Genomic DNA, 22,639 nt, shown 5'->3' on the forward strand with positions numbered 1-22,639 from the left:
GCGCCCGCGCGAGGCGGGCGCCGGCCCGGTTCAGTCCTCGTCGTCGCGCCGGCTTAGCCGGCGCCCCAGGCGGGAGGCGTACAGCTCGCCGATCATGCCGCGGCGGAACACCAGCACGCAGATCATGAAGATGATCCCGGTTACCAGCGTCACCGGCAGTTCCGAGGTGGCGAAGTAGTTGCCCAGGCCGGTCACCAGGGCGGCGCCGAACACCGGGCCGACCAGCGTGCCGATGCCGCCGAGCAGGGTCATCAGCACCACCTCGCCGGACATCTGCCAGCTGACGTCGGTCAGCGTGGCGAACTGGAACACCAGTGCCTTCAAGCCGCCGGCCAGCCCCGCCAGCGCGGCGGACATGACGAAGGCGCCGAGCTTGTAGCGCGCCACCGAATAGCCCAGCGAGATCGCGCGGTTCTCGTTCTCGCGGATCGAGCGCAGGATCATGCCGTACGGCGAATGGATCACCCGCCAGATGACGAACATGCCGGCGAGGAACGCGGTGAGCACGAAGAAGTACATGTACAGCGGCTGTTCCAGGTCGATGAAGCCGAACAGGTGGCCGCGCGGGATGTTCTGGATGCCGTCCTCGCCGTGGGTGAACGGCGCCTGCAGGCAGAAGAAGAAGAACATCTGCGACAGCGCCAGGGTGATCATCGTCGAGTAGATGCCCTGCCGGCGGATCGCCAGGAAGCCGATCACCAGGCCGAGCAGGGACGCCCCGGCGACCCCGACGAGGATGCCCAGCTCCGGCGAAAAGCCCCATTCCTTCACCGCGTGGGCGGTGAAATAGGCGGAGCCGCCGAAGAACGCCGCATGCCCGAAGGACAGGATGCCGGTGTAGCCGAGCAGCAGGTTGAAGGCGCAGGCGAACAGCGCGAAGCACAGCACCTTCATCAGGAAGATCGGATAGAAGTAGAACGGCGCCAGCACCAGGGCGAGCACGCCGATGCCGAGCAGGATGGTTTCCAGGCGCAGCAGCGGGCGCCGGGTCGAGCTGGCGATACGGGCTTGGCTGTTCATCAGGCGTCCCTCCCCATCAGGCCTGCCGGGCGCACCAGCAGGATGATCGCCATGATCACGAAGATCACGATGTTCGAGGCCTCGGGATAGAACACCTTGGTCAGCCCCTCGAGTATGCCGAGCATGTAGCCGGTGATGATCGCGCCGAGGATCGAACCCATGCCGCCGACCACCACCACGGCGAACACCACGATGATCAGGTTCGAGCCCATCAGCGGGCTGACCTGGTAGATCGGCGCGGCGAGCATGCCGGCCAGCCCGGCCAGCGCGGCGCCCATGCCATAGGTGAAGGTCAGGAGCAGCGGCACGTTGATGCCGAAGGTGCGCACCAGCGTCGGATTCTCGGTGGAGGCGCGCAGGTAGGCGCCCAGCTTGGTCTTCTCGATCAGCAGCCAGCTGGCGATGCAGATCACCAGCGAGGCCAGCACCACCCAGGCGCGGTATTTGGGCAGGAACATGAAACCCAGGTTGTAGCCGCCGGCCAGCTCCTTGGGCACCGCGTAGGGTTGCCCGGAGGCGCCGAAGAAGTAGCGGAAGGCGCCTTCCAGGGTCAGCGCCAGGCCGAAGGTGAACAGCAGGCTGTAGAGGTGGTCGAGGTTGTACAGCCGCGACAGCGCGATGCGCTCGATCGCCGCGCTGGCCAGGCCGACCACCAGCGGGGCGAGGATCAGCGCCGGCCAGTAGCCGACGCCGATGCCCTTCAACAGCAGGTAGCCGGCGAAGGCGCCGACCATGAACTGCGCGCCGTGGGCGAAGTTGATGATCTTCAGCATGCCGAAGATGATCGCCAGGCCCAGGCTCAGCATGGCGTAGAACGAGCCGTTGATCAGGCCGATCAGCAATTGGCCGAGAAACGCCTGCACGGGTACATCGAAAATCGTCGTCATCAGACCCCCAGTGCCTCGTTGAGCATCGACATGCGACCGGGCAGTTCGTCGACGCGGAAGTTGTCGATGACCTTGCCGTGGTCGACCACATAGAACCGGTCGGCAACCTTGCTGGCGAAGCGGAAGTTCTGCTCCACCAGGAGGATGGTCATGCCGCGCTGCTTGAGCGTCTGCAGCACTTCGCCGATGCGCTGGACGATCACCGGCGCCAGGCCTTCGGTGGGTTCGTCGAGCAGCAGCAGGCGCGCGCCGGTACGCAGGATGCGCGCCATGGCCAGCATCTGCTGTTCACCGCCGGAAAGCTTGGTGCCCGGGCTCTTGCGCCGCTCCTCGAGGTTGGGGAACAGCTCGTAGATCTCGGCCAGGCTCATGCCATCCTTGGCGATCACCGGCGGCAGCGTGAGGTTTTCCTCGACGCTCAGGGTGGAGAAGATGCCGCGCTCCTCCGGCACGTAGCCGATGCCGTGGCGCGCAGTACGGTGCAGGGGCACGCGCATCATGTCCTTGCCGTTGAAGCGGATGTCGCCGCTGCGCTTGCGGATGATGCCGACGATCGAGCGCAGCGCGGTGGTCTTGCCCACGCCGTTGCGCCCGAGCAGCGTCACCGTCTCGCCTTGGTGCACGTCCAGGTCGATGCCGTGCAGGGCATGGCTCTCGCCGTACCAGGCGTTGAGATTGCGTACCGAGAGCAACGCTTCAGTCATGTTCGGTCCCCATGTAGGCCACCCGGACGCGCTCGTCCTGGCTGACCGTGCGGTAGTCGCCGGAGGTGAGGATTTCGCCGCGTTGCAGCACCGTGACCTGGTGGCAGAGGTCGGCCACCACCTTGAGGTTGTGCTCGACCATCAGCACGGCGCGCTGGGTGGCCACCTCGCGGATGATCTCGGCGACCGTGTGCACGTCCTCGTGGCCCATGCCGGCCAGGGGTTCGTCGAGCAGCAGCACCTTGGGCTCCAGCGCCAGCGTGGTCGCCAGCTCCAGCACCCGCTTGCGGCCGTAGGACAGGTCGGCGGCCGGCTCGTTGCGCTTGTCCGCCAGGCCCACCGTCTCGAGCAGTTGCATGGCGCGCTCGTTGAGCCGGTTGAGCGAGCGCATCGGCAGCCAGCACTGGGTGGCCAGGCCGTTGGGACGCTGCAGGGCGACGCGTACGTTGTCCAGCACCGAGAGGTGCGGGAACACCGCGGAGATCTGGAACGAGCGCACCAGGCCCATGCGCGCGACCTTCGCCGGGTCGGTGCGGGTGATGTCATGGTCGAGCAGGTGGATGGTGCCGGCGGTGGGCTGCAGGAACTTGGTCAGCAGGTTGAACACCGTGGTCTTGCCGGCACCGTTGGGACCGATCAGGGCGTGCACCTGCGCGTGGCGCACGTCCAGATCGACGTTGTTCACCGCGACGAAGCCGCCGAACTCCCGGCGCAGACCGCGCGCCGAGAGCACCACGGGCTTGCTCGCGTCGGGGCCGGCGCCGGGAGCGCTGGCGCTCCCGGACAGCCCGGGGCTGGCGGCGGCCATGCTCATTGCCCGACCAGCTCGCAGCCGCTTTCGGCCGGCTTGATGTAGGCCTCGTCGCCCGGCACGGTGGCCAGCACCTTGTAGTAGTCCCACTCGCGCTTGCTTTCCTCGGGCTTCTTCACCTCCATCAGGTAAACGTCGCTGATCAGGCGGCCGTTGGCGCCGACCTTGGCGTTGCGCGCGAAGACGTCGTCCACCGGCATCTCGTGCATGGCCTTGGCCACCGGCTCGGTGGCATCGCTGCCGACCTGTTCGATCGCCTTGAGGTACTGCATGACGCCGGAGTAGGTGCCGGCGTGGACCATGTTCGGCATCCGCCCGGTGCGCTTGAAGAAGCGCTCGGCGAACTCGCGCGACTGGTCGTCGCGATCCCAGTAGAAGCTCTCGGTCAGGGTCAGGCCCTGGGCGGCGTCGAGGCCCAGGCCGTGCACCTCGGAAAGCGTGAACAGCAACGCGGCCAGGCGCTGGCCTCCGGCGACGATGCCGAACTCGGCGGCCTGCTTGATGCTGTTGGCGGTGTCCAGGCCGGCGTTGGCCAGGCCGATCACCTTGGCCCCGGAGGACTGTGCCTGCAGCAGGAAGGACGAGTAGTCGGTGGTCGACAGCGGATGGCGGACCGAGCCCTTGACCTCGCCGCCCTTGGACTTGACGAACTTGGCGGTCTGCTCCTCCAGCGAATAGCCGAAGGCGTAGTCGGCGGTCAGGAAGTACCAGCTGTCGCCACCCTGGGACACCAGCGCACCGCCGGTGCCGACCGCCAGGGCGTGGGTGTCGTAGGCCCAGTGGAAGCCGTAGGGCGAGCACTGCTTGCCGGTCAGCTCGGTGGTCGCGGCGCCGGTGACCAGGTTGATCTTCTTCTTGCTCTTGGAGATGCCCTGCACCGCCAGCGCCACCGAGGAGGTGGTCAGCTCCATGATCGCGTCCACCTGTTCGCGGTCGTACCACTGGCGGGAAATGTTGGAGGCGATGTCCGGCTTGTTCTGGTGGTCGGCGGTGACGATCTCGATCGGCACGCCCCTGACCTTGCCGCCGAAGTCCTCGGCGGCCATCTTCGCCGCTTCGTACGACCACTTGCCGCCGAAGTCGGCATACACGCCGGACTGGTCGTTGAGGATGCCGATCTTGACCTTGCCGTCGGAAAACTCGGCGGCCGAGGCCGGCACGGCCATGGCGGCCGTCAGGACTGCCGCTGCGATTGCGGTGAGCTTCATGCGTGTCTCCTTGCGCGTGTTTACCGCTGACAGGGCGTCTCGAGCCGAGACGCCGCGCACCAGGCGGCTGGCTGGGAAGGCGGGGCGATCTGCCTACGGGCCGGGCGGCCACGGCATTGCCTGGATGAGGCCGCTGTGGCGTCGCTTGTGGGCAGGATCGGGAAAGAAGGAATGTGCGGACCCCGGGCGGCGGGATGGGCGCTGGGCGGGTTGCCGGCATGCTCGGCACGCAGCCGGGAAAAGCGATGTCGAGGCTGTCGGTGGGGCATTGGCTGTCCCTTTGTTATTTATTGTTATTAGTAGGACTAACCGTAGCAGGGCTTTGCCGGTGCGCAACCGACGGCGCATGAAACTTTCGCTACCTGCGCCGTGCTGTCCGATTTGGCGGCCTGCACGGCAGCGATGCCGTATAGACTCCAGCGACCGGTTCGAAGGAGATCAGCGATGCGCAGGGTGGTGTTCAATCAGAAGGGCGGCGTCGGCAAGTCCAGCATCGCCTGCAACCTGGCGGCGATCAGCGCGGCGCAGGGCTATCGCACGCTGGTGATCGACCTCGATGCCCAGGCCAATTCCAGCCATTACCTGAGCGGCCTGCTCGGCGACGACATTCCGCTGGGCATCGCCGACTATTTCCGCCAGGTGCTCGACGGCGGCACCAGTGCGCGCAAGGCGCGGCCGCCGATCAGCGCGACGCCGTTCGCCAACCTCGACCTGGTCACCGCCAGCCCCGAGCTGGCCGACCTGCAGCCCAAGCTGGAGGCCAAGCACAAGATCAACAAGCTGCGCAAATTGCTCGACGCGCTGGCCGAGGACTACGAGCGGATCTACCTGGACACGCCGCCGGCGCTGAACTTCTACACCGTCTCGGCGCTGATCGCCGCCGAGCGCTGCCTGATTCCCTTCGACTGCGACGCCTTCTCGCGCCAGGCGCTGTACGGCCTGATGGCCGAGATCGAGGAGGTGCGCGAGGATCACAACCCGGCGCTGAAGGTCGAGGGCATCGTGGTCAACCAGTTCCAGCCGCGCGCGGTGCTCCCGCAGCAGATGATCGAGCAGCTGCTCGCCGACGGCCTGCCGGTGCTGCCGGTGCACCTGATGAGTTCGGTGAAGATGCGCGAATCGCACCAGGCCTGCCTGCCGCTGGTGCACCTGGATGCGCGGCACAAGCTGAGCCGCCAGTTCGTCGAGCTGCACGACCTGCTGGAGGCGCGCTGACGGGCGCGCCGCGGCTCAGCGGGCGACCAGCACGTCGCAGGGCGGGTGGTCGAAGAAGTAGCGGGTCAGGCTGCCGAGCAACGCATGGCTCAATTCGCTGCGGCTGTGGCTGCCGAGCGCCAGCAGCTGCGGCTGCAGCTCGGCGATGGCCGCCTCCAGGCAATTCAGTCGCTCGCCCTGGCGCAGGCCCAGGTCCAGCCGGGCCTGGTCGCCCGGCAGCTCGGCGCGGAGGTCCGCAATCAACTGGCCGAACAGCTCGGCTTGCAGCGCTTGTGCGGCCGGGTCGGCGCCATGCACCTCGGCCATCTCCTCGACGTTCAGCGCCAGCAGCCGTCCATCGGTCGCCAGCAGCCGCCAGGCCGCCTGCAGCGCACGGCTGGCGCAAGGCGAGAAATCCAGCGCCGCCAGCGCCCGCCGGTAGGGCTCGACCGCCGGATGCACCACCAGCAGCAGCGGGATGCGCGCGGCCAGCAGCAGCTGCTCCAGCGTGGTGCCGGCGAACCCGGCGGGGGACTGGCGATGATGCCGGCCGAGCACCAGCAGGTCGGCCTCGAGGCCGTCGGCCAGGCCCAGCAGCGTCTCCACCGTCGGGCCCTGGCGCAGCCAGAGGCGCGAATCGGCCAGGCCCAGGGCTTCGAGGCGTGCCTGCAGCGGAGCGCCCGCGGCCTGCTCGTCGCCGGCCTGCTGCCGCACGTGCACCAGGCTCAGGCGGGCCTGGCACTGCTGCGCCAGCTGGGCGGCGCGGCGCAGCGCCAGGTCGGCTTCGGCGCTGAGATCGTGGGCGACGAGAATGTGCTGAACCATGCGGGCCTCGGCTGGCGCTCAAAGCGGCGAGTATGCCGCGCCAGGGCGCCGGCTGTCTGCGTCGCCATGCGCTGCCGGCCATGGCGCTACAGTCTGCGCGTCGCTGGCCGATATGCTGGCGGCTACCGGGAAGGGGGAATCGATGAGCAAAGTCAACGTGTTGGTGGTGGATGACGCGCCGTTCATCCGCGACCTGATCAAGAAGGGCCTGCGCGGCCAGTTCCCCGGCATCGCCGTCGAGGAGGCGGTGAATGGGCGCAAGGCGCAGCAGCTGCTGGGCCGCGAGCGCTTCGACCTGATCCTCTGCGACTGGGAAATGCCGGAGATGTCCGGGCTGGAGCTGCTGGCCTGGTGCCGTGCGCAGGAGGCGCTGAAGACCGTGCCCTTCATCATGGTCACCAGCCGCGGCGACAAGGAGAACGTCGTGCAGGCCATCCAGGCCGGCGTCTCGGACTACATCGGCAAGCCCTTTTCCAACGAGCAGCTGGCGACCAAGGTACGCAAGGCGCTCGGCCGGGCCGGCAAGCTCGATGCCCTGGCGGCGGGCGCGCCGACGCGAATGCTCGCCACCGGCGTGGCCAACGACTCGCTGGCGGCACTGACCGGCGGCAGGGCGGAGGTGGTTCGCCCGGCGGCTGCGCAAGCGCCGCAGCCCGCCCCAGCGGCCGCCCAGGCGCCGGCTGCGGCCAGGCCGTCAGCGGCCAGTGGCGGGCGCGGCCAGGGCCAGTTGCGCCTGGCCGCCGGCACGCTGCCCTGCGTGATCAAGGCGCTGAGCCTGAAGGAGGCGGCGCTGGTGGTGCGCCGCGGCGAGCTGCTGCCGCAGGTGCTGGAAAGCGCGGTGCTCGACCTCGAGCAGGGCGAGGGCGCGGAGACTGCCCGGCTCAACGGCTACCTGCATGCGGTCGCCGCGCTGGAGCCCAGGCCCGACAGCGAGTGGCTGCAGCTGTCGTTCCGCTTCGTCGACCGCGACCCGCAGAAGCTCGACTACCTGTCGCGGCTGATCGCCCGCGGCACCGCGCAGCGGCATTTCGTGCCGGGGGCCTGATGCGCGCCGGGCAGTCGGCCGGCCTCGCGTGGCCGGCGAGCGCCAAGCGGCCGCCGGTCGCCCGCTGCCGGCTGGTGCTTGATAGGCTTCACAGCGTCGCTGCCGGGCGCTCGCCGCTGCCGGTGGGCGCTGTTAGGCTCTGGCCGCCAACCTACCGATAACCATCAGAATCATCTGTCATGCTGGGGCGAATCCTTCTGCTGCTCGGGCTGTCGCTGGCGGTGATGCCGGCCACGGCCCTGACCATCTACAAGTACACCGATGCCAACGGCGTGGTGACCTACAGCGACCAGGCCGCACCGGGCGCGCGGGTGTTCGTGTTCCGCGACCGCATGGTCGAGAAGCTCGACAACCAGGTGAAGCTGGAAACCCGCCGGCATGCCGCCGGCGAGACCCTGGTGGTGCGCAACGACCTGTTCGCCCCGGTGGATATCGAGCTGAGCCTGAAGGACGTCAGCAACGCCGTGGGCGCGCCGGACAAGCCGATCCGCTGGGTGCTGCCGCCGCGCAGTCAGATCCGCCTGGCGACCCTGGCCCCGCGCGACCCCGGCCAGCCGCTGCGCTATACCCCGCGCCTGCGCCATGCGCTGGGCGACCCGCGCCTGCTGCCCAAGCCCTACAAGTATCCGCTGCCCTGGCGCGGTGGCCCGTTCCGCCAGACCCAGGGCGCCAACGGCCAGTACAGCCACTTCACCGCCAAGGGCCGCTACGCGGTGGATATCGCCATGCCCGAGGGCACGCCGATCATCGCGGCGCGCGGTGGCATGGTGGTGAAAATCGAGAACGAGCAGAGCGGGCGCGGCAACAATCCGGCCGGCAACTTCGTCCGTGTGCTGCACGACGACGGCACCATGGGCGTCTACCTGCACCTGATGAAGGGCTCGGTGACGGTGCGCGAAGGGCAGCGGGTGGCGACCGGCGAGGCGCTGGCGCGCTCGGGCAACACCGGCAACAGCACCGGCCCGCACCTGCACTTCGTGGTGCAGCGCAACGTCGGCCTGGCGGTGGAATCGATTCCCTTCGTCTTCGCCCAACCGGTCAACAGCCTGCCGAACTTCGCCGTCGGCGGCGAATAGCAGCGGCGAGCTGCACGCCCGGCGCGGCCCGGCCTGCCAGCCTCACGCCAGCTTGAGCACCTTGGCCAGCACGATCTTCGGCCCGCGCATCTTCTTGATGACGATCTGCAGGCCCTCGACGCGCAGTTCCTCGTTCTCCTCGGGGACGCGCTTGAGGCTCTCGTAGACCAGCCCGGCGAGGGTCTCGGCCTCGATGTGGTCCAGGTCGACGCCGAGCAGGCGCTCGACCTTGAACAGCGGCGTGTCGCCGCGCACCAGCAGCTTGCCGGGCTGGTAGGCGAGCACGCCGCGCTCGGCCTTGCGGTGCTCGTCCTGGATGTCGCCGACCAGCACTTCGAGCACGTCCTCCATGGTCAGGAAGCCGATCACCTTGTGGTCGCCTTCCTCGACCAGCACGAAGTGCGCGCCGCCCTGGCGGAACTGCTCGAGCAGCGCGTTGAGCGGCATGTGCTTGGAGACGCGCTCGAGCGGCCGCAGCAGGCCGTCGAGGACGAAGTGCTCGGCCAGGTGCTCGTCGCCGGCCAGCGCCAGCAGCAGATCCTTGATGTGCAGCAGGCCGACGTACTCGCCCGACTCGCGCTCGTACACCGGGTAGCGGCTGTATTTGTGCCGGCGCACCACGTCGAGGATTTCGGCCAGCGAGGCGTCGTGCTCCAGCTGCACCAGGTCCTCGCGCGAGTTGGCCCAGTCGACCACTTCCAGCTCGCTCATCTCCACCGCCGAGGCGAGCACCTGGATGTGCCGGTTGCTCGGGTCCATGGCGCGGTTGGAATGCAGGATCAGCTTGAGCTCGTCACGGGTGTAGTGGTGCTCGTGATGCGGCCCCGGCTCGCCCTGGCCGGCGATGCGCAGGATGGCGTTGGCGCTGGCGTTGAGCAGGTAGATCGCCGGGTACATCAGCCAGTAGAACAGGTACAGCGGCGCGGCCGTCCACAGCGACAGCAGCTCCGGCTTGCGGATCGCCCAGGACTTGGGCGCCAGCTCGCCGACCACGATGTGCAGGTAGGAAATGATGAAGAAGGCGGTGAAGAAGGCGATGCCGTGCACCAGCGCCGGGGTGTCGATGCCGATGGCCGCCAGCAGCGGTTCGAGCAGGTGCGCGAAGGCCGGTTCGCCGACCCAGCCCAGGCCCAGCGAGGCCAGGGTGATGCCCAGCTGGCAGGCCGACAGGTAGGCGTCGAGCTGGTTGTGCACCTTGCGCAGGATGCGCCCGCGCCAGCCGTGGGCATCGGCGATGGCCTCGACCTTGGTCGAGCGCAGCTTGACCATGGCGAACTCGGCGGCGACGAAGAAGCCGTTGAGCAGGACCAGGAACAGGGCGAAGAAAATCAGGCCGAGATCGGCGAAGTACGAGGGAGCGGTGTAGCCGGGGGAGGGGTCCATGGGTGCTTTGCGTGATGGGTGAGCGATCGAGAATGGAGGCTGGCCGGCGGCATTTCAAGCGCCCGGGGCAGCCGCCGGCCGGAATCCGGCCTTCGGCTCAGTCGCCGACCAGCTGCTCGGGCTGGAAATGGCAGGTGAACACGCTGCCTTTGCCCGGTGTGCTGCTGATATCCAGGCGGCCATGGTGGCGCAGCAGCACGTGCTTGACGATGGCCAGCCCCAGGCCCGTGCCGCCGGTGCTGCTGGCGCGGCTGGAGTCGACCCGGTAGAAGCGCTCGGTCAGGCGCGGCAGGTGCTTGGGCTCGATGCCGATGCCGTTGTCCTCGACGCTCAGGTGCGCGCCGTATTCGTTGCGCCACCAGCGGATGCGGATCTCGCCGCCGTCGGGGGTGTACTTCACCGCGTTGAACACCAGGTTGGAGAAGGCGCTGCGCAGCTCCGCATCGCTGCCCTTGAGCCGCAGCCCGGCCTCGGCGTCGAGGCTGATGCGGTGTCCACGCTCGCCGGACAGCGCCTGGGCGTCGTTGCGGATGCTCTGCAGCAGTGCGCCGACTTCCACCGGGTGGCTGCCGCTGGGCGGGTTGGTGGCCTCCAGCTTGGCCAGCAGCAGCAGGTCGTTGAGCAGGTGCTGCATGCGCCCGGCCTGCTGGTTCATCTGCTGCAGCGCGCGCAGCCAGCGCGGGTTGACCTGCTCGGTGTTCTCCAGCAGCGTCTCCAGGTAGCCGGAGATCACCGTCAGCGGCGTACGCAGCTCGTGGCTGACGTTGGCGACGAAGTCCTTGCGCATCTGCTCGAGCTGGTGCAGCCGGGTGACGTCGCGCACCAGCAGCAGATGCTCGCTGTTGCCGTAGCGGGTGATGTTGAACTGCAGGCGGATGCGGTCGTTGACCGGCGAGGGCAGCTCCAGCGGCTCCTCGTAGCGGCCCTTCGCGAAGTAGTCCTTGAATGCCGGATGGCGTACCAGGTTGCCGATGGGGTGGCCGCTGTCCTGGCGTTTCTTCAGGCCGAGCAGGTGGTCGGCGGCGGGGTTCCACCATTCCAGGTTGCCGTCGCTGTCGAGCATGATCACCGCGTCCTTGAGCGCAGCGGTCGAGCCCTGCACGCGGTCGATCACCGCCTGCAGCTGGCCGCGCAGGCGCAGGTCGCGGCGTTGCATCTGGTAGAGGCTGTCGAACACGTCACCCCACAGGCCGACCGCGTCGGGCGGCGGGCTGTCCGGCTCGCTGCTCTTGAGCCAGCGCTGCAGGCGCAGTACCTGGTAGAGCGTCCAGGCCAGGTAGCCGAGCGCGCCGAGCGCCAGCGCCCAGCCGTATTCGCCGGTCACCAGGCCCGCCAGCAGGCAGATACCCAAGAGAAGCAGCAGCTTGCGCACCAGCGCGCCTTGCCAGTCCTGATTCAATCAGCGAGCTCCCGATCAGTCGCAGATGCGCCGCAATGGTGGCGCCCGCAGGGCGTTACATCCTTGTGCTCCACCGGCGGGTCAGCTTTTCGTCGAGAAACGATAGCCTGTCCCGCGCACGGTCTGCACCAGGTTCTCGTAGGCTTCGCCGAGCGCCTTGCGCAGGCGGCGGATGTGCACGTCGACGGTGCGCTCCTCGACGTAGACGTTGCCGCCCCAGACCTGGTCGAGCAGCTGGCCGCGGGTGTAGGCGCGTTCCTGGTGGGTCATGAAGAACTGCAGCAGGCGGTATTCGGTGGGGCCCATCTCGGCCGGCTTGCCGTCGATGGTCACGCGATGGCTGACCGGGTCGAGCAGCAGGCCGCCGATCTCGATCGGCGTCTCGCTGTCGGCCGGCGCGGTGCGGCGCAGAACGGCCTTCAGGCGGGCCACCAGCTCGCGCGGCGAGAAGGGCTTGGTGATGTAGTCGTCGGCGCCGACTTCCAGGCCCTGGATCTTGTTGTCTTCCTCGTCCTTGGCGGTGAGCATGATGATCGGCGTGTCGGCGGTCAGCTCGTCGCGCTTGAGCCGGCGCGCCAGCTCGATGCCGGAGGTGCCCGGGAGCATCCAGTCGAGCAGGATCAGGTCGGGCTGGCGGTCGACGATCAGGGCATGGGCCTGCTGGGTGTTCTCCGCCTCCAGGCAGTCATAGCCGGCCATTTCCAGGGCGACGACGATCATCTCGCGGATCGGCGCTTCGTCGTCGACGATCAGTATGCTCTTGCCGTTCATGGTCAAGCCTCGGTCGTTCTTGTCGCCCGGCATTAGATAACGCAATTGTTGCAGCGATGTGACAGCTTGGCGAACCCCGTTAGAGCCCTGCGCCGCACCCGCCAGGCTGCCGCGCTGGGGCCCTGGCGGCGGCTCAGCGGACCGCGTAGTCGAGCATGCAGCCGAGCAGCACGGAGAGCCCGGCCCAGTGGTTGTGCAGGAAGGCGTGGAAGCAGGCCAGGCGCTCGCGCGTGCGGGTCTGGCGGAACTCCCAGAGGTACAGGCCGAGGGCGACCAGCAGCCCGGCGTGGAACCACAGGCCCAGCTCGAAGCGCGCGCCGGCCAGCAGCAGGCAGAACAGCGCCAGGCACTGCAGGGTGAGGATCACCACGCGGTCGGCATCGCCGAACAGGATCGCGGTGGACTTGATGCCGATCTTCAGGTCGTCCTCGCGGTCGGCCATGGCGTAGTAGGTGTCGTAGGCCACCGTCCACACCACGTTGGCGACGAACAGCAGCCAGGCCTCGGGCGGCAGGCTGCCGCGCTCGGCGGTGAAGCACATCAGGATGCCCCAGGAATAGGCCGCGCCGAGCACCACCTGCGGGTAGTAGGTGTAGCGCTTCATGAATGGGTAGAGCGAGGCGACCGCCAGCGCGCCGAACGACAGCCACACGGTGGTGGCGTTGGTCAGCAGTACCAGGCCGAAGCTCAGCGCCACCAGCACGGCGAACAGCAGCCAGCCCTCGCGCGGCTTGACGCGGCCGGTGGCCATCGGACGCTCGCGGGTGCGCTGCACGTGGCCGTCGAAGTTGCGGTCGGCAAAATCGTTGATCACGCAGCCGGCCGAACGCATGAGGAACACGCCGAGCGTGAAGATCACCAGGTTGGCGATGCCCGGCTGGCCTTCGCCGGCGATCCACAGCGCGGTCAGCGTCGGCCACAGCAGCAGGTAGATGCCGATCGGCCGGTCCCAGCGCATCAGCTGGATGAAGTCCCAGGCGCGCGGGTGAAGGCGATTGCACGATTGCAGGAGTTTCAGATACATCGGCGGCTCCGTGCGGAAGATGACGAATCAGACGCGGCAGCGCGGCTCACGGTGCGATGCCGGCGGCTTGCCAGAGTTCGGGCAGGAATACCTCGGCTACCAGCACGCCGAGGTGCTCGCGGCTGAAGCGCGAGCGGCGCGCCCACAGGTCGGGGTGGCGATGCTCCGGCGGCAGCCAGGCCGCCGGGTAGCGGCAGGCTTGCAGCGTGCCGCGGGTGAATGCCGGATCGCTGAACAGCAGTTCGCCGAGCGAGCGGCTGCCCAGGCCCTGTAGGTCCATGTCGGAACGCTCCAGCGCGGCGCGCGCGGCGACGCTGCGGGCGAACACCCAGGGCCGCCCGTGCCCGCACAGGTAGACTTCGCGCACCCAGCCCTGGCTGCCCCCGGCCACGCCCAGCGCACTGCATTCGTCGTCACGCAGCAGCTGCCAGCCCTCGGCGAGCGGCGTGACGCTGAACGCACCGCCTGCCAGCTCGGTGAGGCGTCGGGTGAGCGAGCCTTTGTCGACGTAGAGCCAGTCATGCTGCAGCGGGTCGAGCGGCGTCGGCAGTTGGTTGGCGGTCAGCCAGGTGTGGAGTTCAGGCACAGGCGATAGAGGGTGCGGTTCCGAGAAGGCGGGGAGTCTAACAAGAAAGCCGGCCAGCGCGATGGCTCCGGCGGTTGCGCAGCTTGTCGATGTTGGTTACAACCCTGCGCATTCCCCGCCCGGAATGTCCGCCATGCACCTGCACGACTCGATGATGAACGGCTCGATGATGAACGATAGTGCGGTGTACAAGACCTTACTGGAATCGACCAAGGCCATTCCCTGGAAGATCGACTGGGCCACCATGACGTTTGCCTATATCGGCCCGCAGATCGAAACCCTGCTGGGCTGGCCGCAGGGCAGTTGGCTGAGCGCCAATGACTGGGCAGAGCGCATGCACCCGGAAGACCGCGAGTGGGTGGTGAATTTCTGTGTGGCGCAGTCCCAGTCAGGCCTCGACCACGAGGCCGACTATCGCGCGCTGACCCGCGACGGTCGTTATGTGTGGATTCGCGATGTGGTGCATGTGCTGCGCAATGCCGCGGGCGAGGTCGAAGCGCTGGTTGGCTTCATGTTCGACATCAGCGAGCGCAAGCAGACCGAGCAAAAGCTGTTGCAGCTGCAGAAGCAGCTGGAAGAACTTTCCTATCAGGACGGCCTTACCGGCGTGGCCAACCGGCGCATGTTCGACAACCGCTTGCAGATGGAGTGGAGCAATGCCCAGCGCAACAGCCTGCCGCTTTCCCTGATCCTGCTGGATATCGACTATTTCAAGCAGTACAACGACCACTATGGCCATGTGCGCGGCGAGGATTGCCTGAAAAGCGTTGGCCAGGCCCTGAGCGGTGCCGCCGTGCGCCCGCGTGACCTGCTGGCCCGTTATGGCGGTGAAGAGTTCGTCCTGTTGCTTCCAGAGACCGATGCGCAGGCTGCGGCCCAGGTTGCCGAGCGCTGTCGCCAGCTGATTCGCGGACAAAATATCCAGCACGCCCACTCCCAGGTCGCACCGCTGCTGACGATCAGTCTGGGCGTCGGTACTCTCGTACCAGGCCCGTTCGACCAGCCCGAGGCCTTTCTCGAAAGGGTGGATAGCCTGCTCTACAAGGCCAAGCATCAGGGCCGCGACCAGGCGGTACTCGCTTAGCCCTGAGGGTGAGCTTTCGAGGGGGGCCGGTTTGGGTGTAAGAATCGACAGCCACCCTGCGTTCGTCCAGCCTCCGGTTTTTATGCCCAACCCTCCAGCCGCATGGTCGCCCGCACCAGGCGCTGCTCCTCCTGCTCGATCTCCTTGAGATTGTCGCGGATGCTGTGGATGTGGTCGCGCGCCGCGCGCTGGGCCTGCTCGGGCAGGCGCTCGGTCACCGCGTGGTAGAGCCGCGAGTGCTGGCGGTCGATCTGCCGCTTGGGCGCCGGGCGGTGGTAGAGGTTGTTCACCGAGGCGAACACGGTGCTGAGCATCAGGTCGGTCAGCGAGCGCAGGGTGTGCACCAGCACCGGGTTGTGCGAGGCCTCGCAGATGGCCAGGTGGAAGGCATGGTCGAGGCGGGCGTGCTCGCGCGGGTCGGCGCCCTCGCCCTCGGCATGCGCGGCGAGCATCTCCTCGTAGCGCCGGCGCAACAGGACGAAGTCCGCCTCGGTGCCGCGCAGCGCCGCCAGCCGCGCCGACTCGCCTTCCAGCAGGGCGCGCACCTCGAGCAGGTCGTAGAGCGTGCGCGGCTGCGAGTTGAACAGGTGCATCAGCGGGCTGGCGTCGTGGCTGTCCGACAGCTGCGCGACGAACGAGCCGCGACCCTGCGCCGTCTCGATGATGCCGCGCCCGCGCAGCACCCGCAGGCCCTCGCGCAGGGCCGAACGCGAGATGCCGAGCTTCTCGCACAGGCGCCGCTCCGAGGGCAGCGCCTGGCCGACCTTGAGCACGCCGTCGACGATCAGCCGCTCGATGCGCTCGGCCACCACATCGGCAACTTGACGACGGTCATTGTGTTTTTCGCTCAGCATGCAGGGTTCTCCCAAGCTGGTAGGACCAGTTGCCGGAAAGTTTAGCCCGAAGCCCGCCGGCTGTGCAGTGGCGCCGGTCCGAGCGGGTTTCCGCTAGTCCCGCACCGGGTATCGCTACAAAAACTGGTAGGACCAGTTATCGCGCCCATGGACGCCAGGTGGCGGGCCAGCTAAAGATGCGGCATCTCACCGCAGCGGCCGTGCTGGGGTGACCGTACGAGAGCGGCGAACCTGCATGAATATCCTCTACGACGAACGCGTCGACGGCGCGTTGCCCAAGGTCGACAAGGCCGCCCTGCTGGCCGAGCTGCAGCGCACGCTGCCGGACCTGGAAATCCTCCATCGCGGCGAAGACCTCAAGCCGTACGAATGCGACGGCCTGTCGGCCTACCGCACCACGCCGATGCTGGTGGTGCTGCCCGAGCGGGTCGAGCAGGTCGAGACGCTGCTCAAGCTCTGCCACCGGCGCGGCGTGCCGGTGGTCGCCCGCGGCGCCGGCACCGGCCTGTCCGGCGGCGCGCTGCCGCTGGAGCAGGGCATCCTGCTGGTGATGGCGCGCTTCAACAAGATTCTCGAGGTCGACCCTGCCGGCCGTTTCGCCCGCGTCCAGCCCGGCGTGCGCAACCTGGCGATCTCCCAGGCCGCCGCGCCCCATGAGCTGTACTACGCGCCGGATCCGTCGTCGCAGATCGCCTGCTCGATCGGCGGCAACGTCGCCGAGAATGCCGGCGGCGTGCACTGCCTGAAGTACGGGCTGACCGTGCACAACCTGCTCAAGGTGGAGATCCTCACCGTCGAGGGCGAGCGCATGACGCTCGGCTCCGACGCGCTGGATTCGCCGGGCTTCGACCTCCTGGCGCTGTTCACCGGCTCCGAGGGCATGCTCGGCATCGTCACCGAGGTGACGGTCAAGCTGCTGCCCAAGCCGCAGGTGGCCAAGGTGCTGCTCGCTGCGTTCGACTCGGTGGAGAAGGCCGGCCGCGCGGTGGGCGACATCATCGCCGCCGGCATCATCCCCGGCGGGCTGGAGATGATGGACAACCTGTCGATCCGCGCCGCCGAGGACTTCATCCACGCCGGCTACCCGGTGGACGCCGAGGCGATCCTGCTCTGCGAGCTGGATGGCGTCGAGGCCGACGTGCACGACGACTGCGCGCGCGTCAGCGAAGTGCTGAAGCTGGCCGGCGCCACCGAAGTACGCCTGGCCAGGGACGAAGCCGAGCGCGTGCGCTTCTGGGCCGGGCGCAAGAATGCCTTCCCGGCGGTCGGTCGTATCTCGCCGGATTACTACTGCATGGACGGCACCATCCCGCGGCGCGAGCTGCCGGGCGTGCTCAAGGGCATCGCCGATCTGTCCGAGCAGTTCGGCCTGCGCGTGGCCAACGTGTTCCACGCCGGCGACGGCAACATGCACCCGCTGATCCTCTTCGATGCCAACCAGCCCGGTGAGCTGGAGCGCGCCGAGGAACTGGGCGGCAAGATCCTCGAGCTCTGCGTCGAGGTCGGCGGCAGCATCACCGGCGAGCACGGTGTCGGCCGCGAGAAGATCAACCAGATGTGCGCGCAGTTCAACAGTGACGAGCTGACCCTGTTCCACGCGGTGAAGGCGGCCTTCGACCCGAGCGGCCTGCTCAACCCCGGCAAGAACATCCCGACCCTGCATCGCTGCGCCGAATTCGGCCGCATGCACATCCACAACGGCCAGCTGCCCTTCCCCGAACTGGAGCGTTTCTGATGTCCGTGATCGCCAACGACGCCAGCGCGCAACTGCTGGACCAGGTCAACCAGGCGCTGGCCGCCAACACCCCGCTGCGCATCCAGGGCAGCGGCAGCAAGGCCTTCCTCGGCCGCGCGGCCGAGGGCCAGCTGCTCGACGTGCGCGAGCATCGCGGCATCGTCAGCTACGACCCCACCGAGCTGGTGGTGAGCGTGCGTGCCGGCACCCCGCTGGCCGAGCTGGAAGCCGCGCTGGACGCCGCCGGGCAGATGCTGCCCTGCGAGCCGCCGCATTTCGGCGAAGGCGCCACCGTCGGCGGCATGATCGCCGCCGGGCTGTCCGGCCCGCGCCGGCCATGGAGCGGTTCGGTGCGCGATTTCGTGCTCGGCACGCGAATCATTACCGGCCAGGGCAAGCACCTGCGCTTCGGTGGCGAGGTGATGAAGAACGTCGCCGGCTACGACCTGTCGCGCCTGATGGCCGGCAGCTTCGGCTGCCTCGGCGTGCTCACCGAAGTCTCGCTCAAGGTGCTGCCCAAGCCGCGCCAGTGCAGCAGCCTGCGCCTGGAGATCGACCTCGAGCGTGCGCTGCTCAAGCTCGCCGAATGGGGCCAGCAGCCGATTCCGATCAGCGCTGCCAGCCATGACGGGCAATTCCTCAACCTGCGCCTGGAAGGCGGCGAAGGATCGGTCAATGCCGCGCGCGAACGCATCGGTGGCGAGGACCTCGACCCTGGCTACTGGAACGAGCTGCGCGAGCAGCGCCTGGCCTTCTTTGCCGACGCGCGCCCGCTGTGGCGCCTGTCGCTGCCGAACAACACGCCGGCCGTGGCGCTGCCGGGCGAGCAACTGGTCGACTGGGCCGGCGCGCAGCGCTGGCTGAAGTCCGACGCCGACGCCGCAGGCATCCGCGCCATCGCGGCCGAAGTCGGTGGCCATGCCACCTGTTTCACCGCCGGTGCCGCCGAGCCGTTCCAGCCGCTGTCCGCGCCGCTGCTGCGCTACCACCGCCAGCTCAAGGCCGCGCTCGACCCGCAGGGGATCTTCAACCCCGGCCGCATGTATCCCGAGGTCTGACGACGTATGCAAACGAATCTGAGCGAAGCCGCCAAGCAACTGCCGCGCGCCGAGGAAGCCGAGAGCATCCTGCGCTCCTGCGTGCACTGCGGCTTCTGCAACGCCACCTGCCCGACCTACCAGCTGCTCGGCGACGAGTTGGACGGCCCGCGTGGGCGCATCTACCTGATGAAGCAGATGCTCGAGGGCGGCGAGGTGACCGAGAGCACCCAGCTGCACCTGGACCGCTGCCTGACCTGCCGCAACTGCGAGACCACCTGCCCGTCCGGGGTGAAGTACCACAACCTGCTGGATATCGGTCGCGACTTCATCGAGCGCCAGGTGCCGCGTTCCACTGGCGAGCGCCTGGTGCGTGGCGGCCTGCGCACGGTGATCCCGCGTCCGGGCCTGTTCAAGGCGCTGCTGGGCGCCGGCAATGCGCTGAAGCCGCTGATGCCGGCCTCGCTGAAGGGCCACCTGCCGCGCGAGATCCGCCCGGCCAAGCCGCGCCCGCAGGTCATGCACCAGCGTCGCGTGCTGATGCTCGAGGGCTGCGTGCAGCCGAGCCTGTCGCCGAACACCAACGCCGCCGCCGCGCGCGTGCTCGACCGCCTGGGCATCAGCGTCAGCCCGGCGCGCGAAGCCGGCTGCTGCGGCGCGGTGGATTACCACCTCAACGCGCAGGACGCCGGCCTCGAGCGCGCGCGGCGCAATATCGATGCCTGGTGGCCGGCCATCGAGGCTGGTGCCGAAGCCATCGTGCAGACGGCCAGCGGCTGCGGCGCCTTCGTCAAGGAATACGGCCACCTGCTCAAGGACGACCCGGCCTACGCGGCCAAGGCCGCGCGGGTCAGCGAGCTGGCCAAGGACCTGGTCGAGGTGCTGCGCAGCGCCGAGCTGGAAAAGCTCGACGTGCGCGCCGACAAGCGCATGGCCTTCCACTGCCCGTGCACCTTGCAGCACGCGCAGAAGCTCGGCGGCGCGGTCGAAGACGTGCTCACCCGCCTGGGCTTCCAGCTCACCGCGGTGCCCGATGCGCACCTGTGCTGCGGCTCGGCGGGCAGCTATTCGATCACCCAGCCGGAGATTTCCCATCAGTTGCGCGACAACAAGCTCAACGCGCTGGAGAGCGGCAAGCCGGAAGTGATCGTCACCGCCAACATCGGCTGCCAGACGCACCTGGACGGCGCCGGCCGCACGCCGGTCAAGCACTGGATCGAAGTGGTCGAGGAATCGATGGGGTGACGGTGGAAAGGCTGCGCCGTTTTCCACCCTACGACGCCGTAGGGTGGAAATCTCGCAAAGCGAATTTCCACCGAATCGAACCCTCCGGCCCGCCCGCCGCGCGCCAACCGAACAACCGAAATACGCAGACAGGAGAATCGAGATGAAAAGCAAAGCCGTACTGAGCCAGACCGAAGTCGCCACCATCCTCGCCGCCGCCCGCGCCGAAGCGCAGACCAACGGCTGGGCCGTGACCATCGTCGTCGCCGACGACGGCGGCCACCCGCTGGCGCTGGAGCGTCTGGACGGCTGTGCGCCGATCGCCTCCTACATCGCCAGCGAGAAGGCCCGCAGCGCCGCGCTCGGTCGCCGCGAAACCAAGGGTTATGAAGACATGGTCAACGGTGGCCGCAGCGCCTTCCTCTCCGCGCCGGTGGTCTGCTCGCTGGAAGGCGGCGTGCCGGTGGTGGTCGACGGCCAGGTCATCGGCTCGGTCGGCGTGTCCGGCGTGACCGCCGCGCAGGACGCCCAGATCGCCAAGGCCGGCGTCGCCGCCCTGGCCAACTGAACAGACAAGGAGAACGACAGATGACCGAGCGTGTAACCCTGGGCCGCCTGCAAGTCGCAGCCAACCTCAAGCGCTTCATCGAAGACGAAGTGCTGCCGGGCACCGGCATCGAAGCCGGCGCCTTCTGGAGCGGCCTGGACCAGCTGGCCCATGACCTGGCACCGAAGAACCGTGCCCTGCTCGCCGAGCGCGACCGCCTGCAGCTCGAGCTGGACGCCTGGCACAAGGCCAACCCCGGCCCGGTCCAGGACATGGCTGCCTACCGCGCCTTCCTCGAGTCCATCGGCTACCTGCTGCCGGTGCCGGGCGAGGTGAAGATCGACACCGCCAACGTCGACAGCGAGATCGCCACCCAGGCCGGCCCGCAGCTGGTGGTGCCGATCATGAACGCGCGCTACGCGCTGAACGCCGCCAATGCCCGCTGGGGCTCGCTGTACGACGCGCTCTACGGCACCGACGCCATCTCCGAAGAGGGCGGTGCGCAGAAGGGCCCGGGCTACAACGAAGTGCGCGGCGCCAAGGTCATCGCCTATGCGCGCAACGTGCTCGACCAGGCCGCGCCGCTGGCCCAGGGCAGCCACGCCGACGCCACCGCCTACCGCGTGCAGGATGGCCAGCTGAAGGTGACCCTGGAGAACGGCACCGTCACCGCGCTGGCGCAGCCGGAGAAGTTCGTCGGCTTCCAGGGCGAGGCGGTCGAGCCGCGTGCCGTGCTGCTGAAGAACAACGGCCTGCACATCGAGATCCAGATCGACCCGAACAGCCCGATCGGCCAGACCGATGCCGCCGGCATCAAGGACCTGCTGATCGAAGCCGCGGTCTCCACCATCCTCGACTGCGAGGACTCGGTCGCCGCCGTGGATGCCGACGACAAGGTGCTGGCCTACCGCAACTGGCTGGGCATCGTCCAGGGTACCCTCAGCGAGGAAGTCGCCAAGGGCAGCTCGAGCTTCGTCCGTCGCCTGAACCCGGACCGCGAGTACAGCGCGCCGAACGGCGGCAGCCTGACCCTGCATGGCCGTTCGCTGCTGTTCATCCGTAACGTCGGTCACCTGATGACCAACCCGGCGATCCTGCTCGAAGACGGCCGCGAGATCCCCGAAGGCATCATGGACGGCGTATTCACCAGCCTGATCGCCAAGCATGACTTGAAGCGCAAGGGCAACTCGCGCACCGGCAGCTTCTACATCGTCAAGCCGAAGATGCACGGCCCGGCCGAAGTCGCCTTCGCCGACGAGCTGTTCGGCCGCATCGAGGACCTGATCGGCGTGCCGCGCTTCACCCTGAAGATGGGCATCATGGACGAGGAGCGCCGCACCAGCGCCAACCTCAAGGCCTGCATCGCCGCGGCCAAGAGCCGTGTGGCCTTCATCAACACCGGTTTCCTCGACCGCACCGGCGACGAGATGCACACCTGCATGGAAGCCGGCCCGGTGCTGCGCAAGGGCGACATGAAGAACACCCCGTGGATCAAGTCCTACGAGCGCAACAACGTGCTGGTCGGCCTGGCCTGCGGCCTCGCGGGCCGCGCGCAGATCGGCAAGGGCATGTGGGCCATGCCGGACCTGATGGCCGCCATGCTCGAGCAGAAGATCGGCCACCCGAAATCCGGCGCCAACACTGCCTGGGTGCCGTCGCCCACCGGCGCGACCTTGCACGCCCTGCACTACCATCAGGTAGACGTACAGGCGGTGCAGCGCGAGCTGGCGAAGATCGACCTGGCCGCCGAGCGCGAGCAGCTGCTCAATGACCTGCTGACCATCCCGGTGGTCGCCGAGGACAAGTGGAGCGCCGAGGAAAAGCAGCAGGAGCTGGACAACAACTGCCAGGGCATCCTCGGTTACGTGGTGCGCTGGGTCGAACAGGGCGTCGGCTGTTCCAAGGTGCCGGACATCCACGATGTCGGCCTGATGGAAGACCGCGCCACCCTGCGTATCTCCAGCCAGCACATCGCCAACTGGCTGCACCACGGCGTGGTCAGCCGCGCGCAGGTGCAGGAGACCCTGGAGCGCATGGCCAAGGTGGTCGACCAGCAGAACGCCGGCGACCCGCTGTACCGCCCGATGGCGCCGGACTACGCCAAGTCCATCGCCTTCCAGGCGGCCAGCGACCTGGTGTTCAAGGGGCGCGAGCAGCCGGCCGGCTACACCGAGCCGCTGCTGCACCAGTGGCGCCAGCGCTTCAAGGCGGCCAACCCGGCCTGA

At 68.1% G+C, this 22,639-nt stretch carries 21 protein-coding genes; 9 read left to right on the forward strand and 12 right to left on the reverse strand.

All coding sequences use genetic code 11. From position 1 onward, the window contains the following. Window positions 1-30: 30 nt before the first annotated feature. The 5 genes from L3N39_RS04575 to L3N39_RS04595 are packed head-to-tail and all read right to left on the reverse strand — an operon-like array spanning window position 31 to window position 4,630. Window positions 31-1,020 carry a branched-chain amino acid ABC transporter permease gene (locus L3N39_RS04575; protein ID WP_237256109.1) on the reverse strand — a complete coding sequence of 330 codons (990 nt, stop codon included), beginning with the start codon at window positions 1,018-1,020 and terminating at the stop codon, window positions 31-33. Then, complete coding sequence (locus tag L3N39_RS04580; RefSeq protein ID WP_237256110.1) at window positions 1,020-1,907, reverse strand: branched-chain amino acid ABC transporter permease; 888 nt, start codon at window positions 1,905-1,907, stop codon at window positions 1,020-1,022. Before L3N39_RS04580 ends, L3N39_RS04575 begins: the two co-directional genes overlap by 1 nt. After that, complete coding sequence (locus L3N39_RS04585) at window positions 1,907-2,611, reverse strand: ABC transporter ATP-binding protein (RefSeq protein ID WP_237256111.1); 705 nt, start codon at window positions 2,609-2,611, stop codon at window positions 1,907-1,909. Before L3N39_RS04585 ends, L3N39_RS04580 begins: the two co-directional genes overlap by 1 nt. Then, a complete protein-coding gene (locus L3N39_RS04590; protein ID WP_237256112.1) occupies window positions 2,604-3,425 on the reverse strand; it encodes an ABC transporter ATP-binding protein in 822 nt (273 codons plus the stop codon). Before L3N39_RS04590 ends, L3N39_RS04585 begins: the two co-directional genes overlap by 8 nt. After that, window positions 3,422-4,630, reverse strand: a complete 1,209-nt coding sequence (locus L3N39_RS04595) for an ABC transporter substrate-binding protein (RefSeq protein WP_237256113.1) — start codon at window positions 4,628-4,630, stop codon at window positions 3,422-3,424. The genes L3N39_RS04590 and L3N39_RS04595 overlap by 4 nt, the downstream gene beginning before the upstream one ends. 444 nt (window positions 4,631-5,074) lie before the next feature. Between L3N39_RS04595 and L3N39_RS04600 the strand changes: the two genes are divergently transcribed. Then, the gene (locus tag L3N39_RS04600; protein WP_237256114.1) at window positions 5,075-5,845 is read left to right on the forward strand and encodes a ParA family protein; all 771 of its coding nucleotides are present in this window, start codon (window positions 5,075-5,077) and stop codon (window positions 5,843-5,845) included. A gap of 15 nt (window positions 5,846-5,860) precedes the next feature. Here L3N39_RS04600 and L3N39_RS04605 read toward each other — a convergent pair whose 3' ends face one another. Further along, on the reverse strand, window positions 5,861-6,649 hold the full coding sequence (locus L3N39_RS04605; RefSeq protein WP_237256115.1) for a universal stress protein: 789 nt from the start codon (window positions 6,647-6,649) through the stop codon (window positions 5,861-5,863). Window positions 6,650-6,791: 142 nt separating this feature from the next. Between L3N39_RS04605 and L3N39_RS04610 the strand changes: the two genes are divergently transcribed. After that, on the forward strand, window positions 6,792-7,694 hold the full coding sequence (locus L3N39_RS04610) for a response regulator (protein ID WP_237256116.1): 903 nt from the start codon (window positions 6,792-6,794) through the stop codon (window positions 7,692-7,694). A gap of 179 nt (window positions 7,695-7,873) precedes the next feature. Further along, window positions 7,874-8,770 carry a peptidoglycan DD-metalloendopeptidase family protein gene (locus tag L3N39_RS04615; protein WP_237256117.1) on the forward strand — a complete coding sequence of 299 codons (897 nt, stop codon included), beginning with the start codon at window positions 7,874-7,876 and terminating at the stop codon, window positions 8,768-8,770. Window positions 8,771-8,812: 42 nt separating this feature from the next. On the opposite strand, the gene L3N39_RS04620 is transcribed toward L3N39_RS04615, so the two are convergent. The 5 genes from L3N39_RS04620 to L3N39_RS04640 all read right to left on the reverse strand — a co-directional run bounded on the left by L3N39_RS04620 (window position 8,813) and on the right by L3N39_RS04640 (window position 13,933). Further along, window positions 8,813-10,153, reverse strand: coding sequence for a hemolysin family protein (locus L3N39_RS04620; RefSeq protein ID WP_237256118.1), 1,341 nt, complete (start codon window positions 10,151-10,153; stop codon window positions 8,813-8,815). Window positions 10,154-10,250: 97 nt separating this feature from the next. Then, a complete protein-coding gene (gene phoR / locus L3N39_RS04625) occupies window positions 10,251-11,552 on the reverse strand; it encodes a phosphate regulon sensor histidine kinase PhoR (protein ID WP_237256119.1) in 1,302 nt (433 codons plus the stop codon). Window positions 11,553-11,633: 81 nt separating this feature from the next. Continuing rightward, window positions 11,634-12,323, reverse strand: coding sequence for a phosphate regulon transcriptional regulator PhoB (gene phoB, locus L3N39_RS04630; RefSeq protein WP_237256120.1), 690 nt, complete (start codon window positions 12,321-12,323; stop codon window positions 11,634-11,636). Between the two features lie 133 nt (window positions 12,324-12,456). Beyond that, window positions 12,457-13,347: a 4-hydroxybenzoate octaprenyltransferase gene (ubiA, locus tag L3N39_RS04635; RefSeq protein WP_237256121.1), complete on the reverse strand. Its 891-nt coding sequence runs from the start codon at window positions 13,345-13,347 to the stop codon at window positions 12,457-12,459. 46 nt (window positions 13,348-13,393) lie between these two features. Beyond that, window positions 13,394-13,933: a chorismate--pyruvate lyase family protein gene (locus L3N39_RS04640; RefSeq protein WP_431977998.1), complete on the reverse strand. Its 540-nt coding sequence runs from the start codon at window positions 13,931-13,933 to the stop codon at window positions 13,394-13,396. A gap of 154 nt (window positions 13,934-14,087) precedes the next feature. Between L3N39_RS04640 and L3N39_RS04645 the strand changes: the two genes are divergently transcribed. Beyond that, on the forward strand, window positions 14,088-15,017 hold the full coding sequence (locus tag L3N39_RS04645; protein ID WP_237256570.1) for a sensor domain-containing diguanylate cyclase: 930 nt from the start codon (window positions 14,088-14,090) through the stop codon (window positions 15,015-15,017). A gap of 80 nt (window positions 15,018-15,097) precedes the next feature. On the opposite strand, the gene glcC is transcribed toward L3N39_RS04645, so the two are convergent. Beyond that, the gene (gene glcC, locus L3N39_RS04650; RefSeq protein ID WP_237256122.1) at window positions 15,098-15,871 is read right to left on the reverse strand and encodes a transcriptional regulator GlcC; all 774 of its coding nucleotides are present in this window, start codon (window positions 15,869-15,871) and stop codon (window positions 15,098-15,100) included. A gap of 235 nt (window positions 15,872-16,106) precedes the next feature. Here glcC and glcD point away from each other — a divergent pair, with 235 nt between their 5' ends. From glcD to L3N39_RS04675, 5 genes are all read left to right on the forward strand, one after another. Further along, on the forward strand, window positions 16,107-17,606 hold the full coding sequence (glcD, locus tag L3N39_RS04655) for a glycolate oxidase subunit GlcD (protein ID WP_237256123.1): 1,500 nt from the start codon (window positions 16,107-16,109) through the stop codon (window positions 17,604-17,606). After that, a complete protein-coding gene (gene glcE / locus L3N39_RS04660) occupies window positions 17,606-18,664 on the forward strand; it encodes a glycolate oxidase subunit GlcE (RefSeq protein WP_237256124.1) in 1,059 nt (352 codons plus the stop codon). Before glcD ends, glcE begins: the two co-directional genes overlap by 1 nt. Window positions 18,665-18,670: 6 nt before the next feature. Further along, window positions 18,671-19,888, forward strand: coding sequence for a glycolate oxidase subunit GlcF (gene glcF / locus L3N39_RS04665; RefSeq protein WP_237256125.1), 1,218 nt, complete (start codon window positions 18,671-18,673; stop codon window positions 19,886-19,888). A 142-nt stretch (window positions 19,889-20,030) separates the two neighbouring features. Then, on the forward strand, window positions 20,031-20,435 hold the full coding sequence (locus L3N39_RS04670; protein ID WP_061340262.1) for a heme-binding protein: 405 nt from the start codon (window positions 20,031-20,033) through the stop codon (window positions 20,433-20,435). Between the two features lie 20 nt (window positions 20,436-20,455). Then, a complete protein-coding gene (locus L3N39_RS04675; protein ID WP_237256126.1) occupies window positions 20,456-22,639 on the forward strand; it encodes a malate synthase G in 2,184 nt (727 codons plus the stop codon).

This window comes from Pseudomonas oligotrophica (assembly GCF_021726475.1).
In the GTDB taxonomy this organism is placed as follows: domain Bacteria; phylum Pseudomonadota; class Gammaproteobacteria; order Pseudomonadales; family Pseudomonadaceae; genus Stutzerimonas; species Stutzerimonas oligotrophica.

Coding starts and splice junctions, on each gene's coding strand:
- L3N39_RS04605 (WP_237256115.1), bottom strand. CDS start 6,649: ATGGTTCAGCACATTCTCGTCGCCCACGATCTCAGCGCCGAAGCCGAC.
- L3N39_RS04575 (WP_237256109.1), bottom strand. CDS start 1,020: ATGAACAGCCAAGCCCGTATCGCCAGCTCGACCCGGCGCCCGCTGCTG.
- ubiA (WP_237256121.1), bottom strand. CDS start 13,347: ATGTATCTGAAACTCCTGCAATCGTGCAATCGCCTTCACCCGCGCGCC.
- phoB (WP_237256120.1), bottom strand. CDS start 12,323: ATGAACGGCAAGAGCATACTGATCGTCGACGACGAAGCGCCGATCCGC.
- L3N39_RS04590 (WP_237256112.1), bottom strand. CDS start 3,425: ATGAGCATGGCCGCCGCCAGCCCCGGGCTGTCCGGGAGCGCCAGCGCT.
- L3N39_RS04600 (WP_237256114.1), top strand. CDS start 5,075: ATGCGCAGGGTGGTGTTCAATCAGAAGGGCGGCGTCGGCAAGTCCAGC.
- L3N39_RS04585 (WP_237256111.1), bottom strand. CDS start 2,611: ATGACTGAAGCGTTGCTCTCGGTACGCAATCTCAACGCCTGGTACGGC.
- L3N39_RS04595 (WP_237256113.1), bottom strand. CDS start 4,630: ATGAAGCTCACCGCAATCGCAGCGGCAGTCCTGACGGCCGCCATGGCC.
- L3N39_RS04580 (WP_237256110.1), bottom strand. CDS start 1,907: ATGACGACGATTTTCGATGTACCCGTGCAGGCGTTTCTCGGCCAATTG.
- L3N39_RS04670 (WP_061340262.1), top strand. CDS start 20,031: ATGAAAAGCAAAGCCGTACTGAGCCAGACCGAAGTCGCCACCATCCTC.
- glcC (WP_237256122.1), bottom strand. CDS start 15,871: ATGCTGAGCGAAAAACACAATGACCGTCGTCAAGTTGCCGATGTGGTG.
- L3N39_RS04615 (WP_237256117.1), top strand. CDS start 7,874: ATGCTGGGGCGAATCCTTCTGCTGCTCGGGCTGTCGCTGGCGGTGATG.
- L3N39_RS04675 (WP_237256126.1), top strand. CDS start 20,456: ATGACCGAGCGTGTAACCCTGGGCCGCCTGCAAGTCGCAGCCAACCTC.
- L3N39_RS04645 (WP_237256570.1), top strand. CDS start 14,088: ATGAACGGCTCGATGATGAACGATAGTGCGGTGTACAAGACCTTACTG.
- glcD (WP_237256123.1), top strand. CDS start 16,107: ATGAATATCCTCTACGACGAACGCGTCGACGGCGCGTTGCCCAAGGTC.
- L3N39_RS04620 (WP_237256118.1), bottom strand. CDS start 10,153: ATGGACCCCTCCCCCGGCTACACCGCTCCCTCGTACTTCGCCGATCTC.
- L3N39_RS04610 (WP_237256116.1), top strand. CDS start 6,792: ATGAGCAAAGTCAACGTGTTGGTGGTGGATGACGCGCCGTTCATCCGC.
- glcE (WP_237256124.1), top strand. CDS start 17,606: ATGTCCGTGATCGCCAACGACGCCAGCGCGCAACTGCTGGACCAGGTC.
- glcF (WP_237256125.1), top strand. CDS start 18,671: ATGCAAACGAATCTGAGCGAAGCCGCCAAGCAACTGCCGCGCGCCGAG.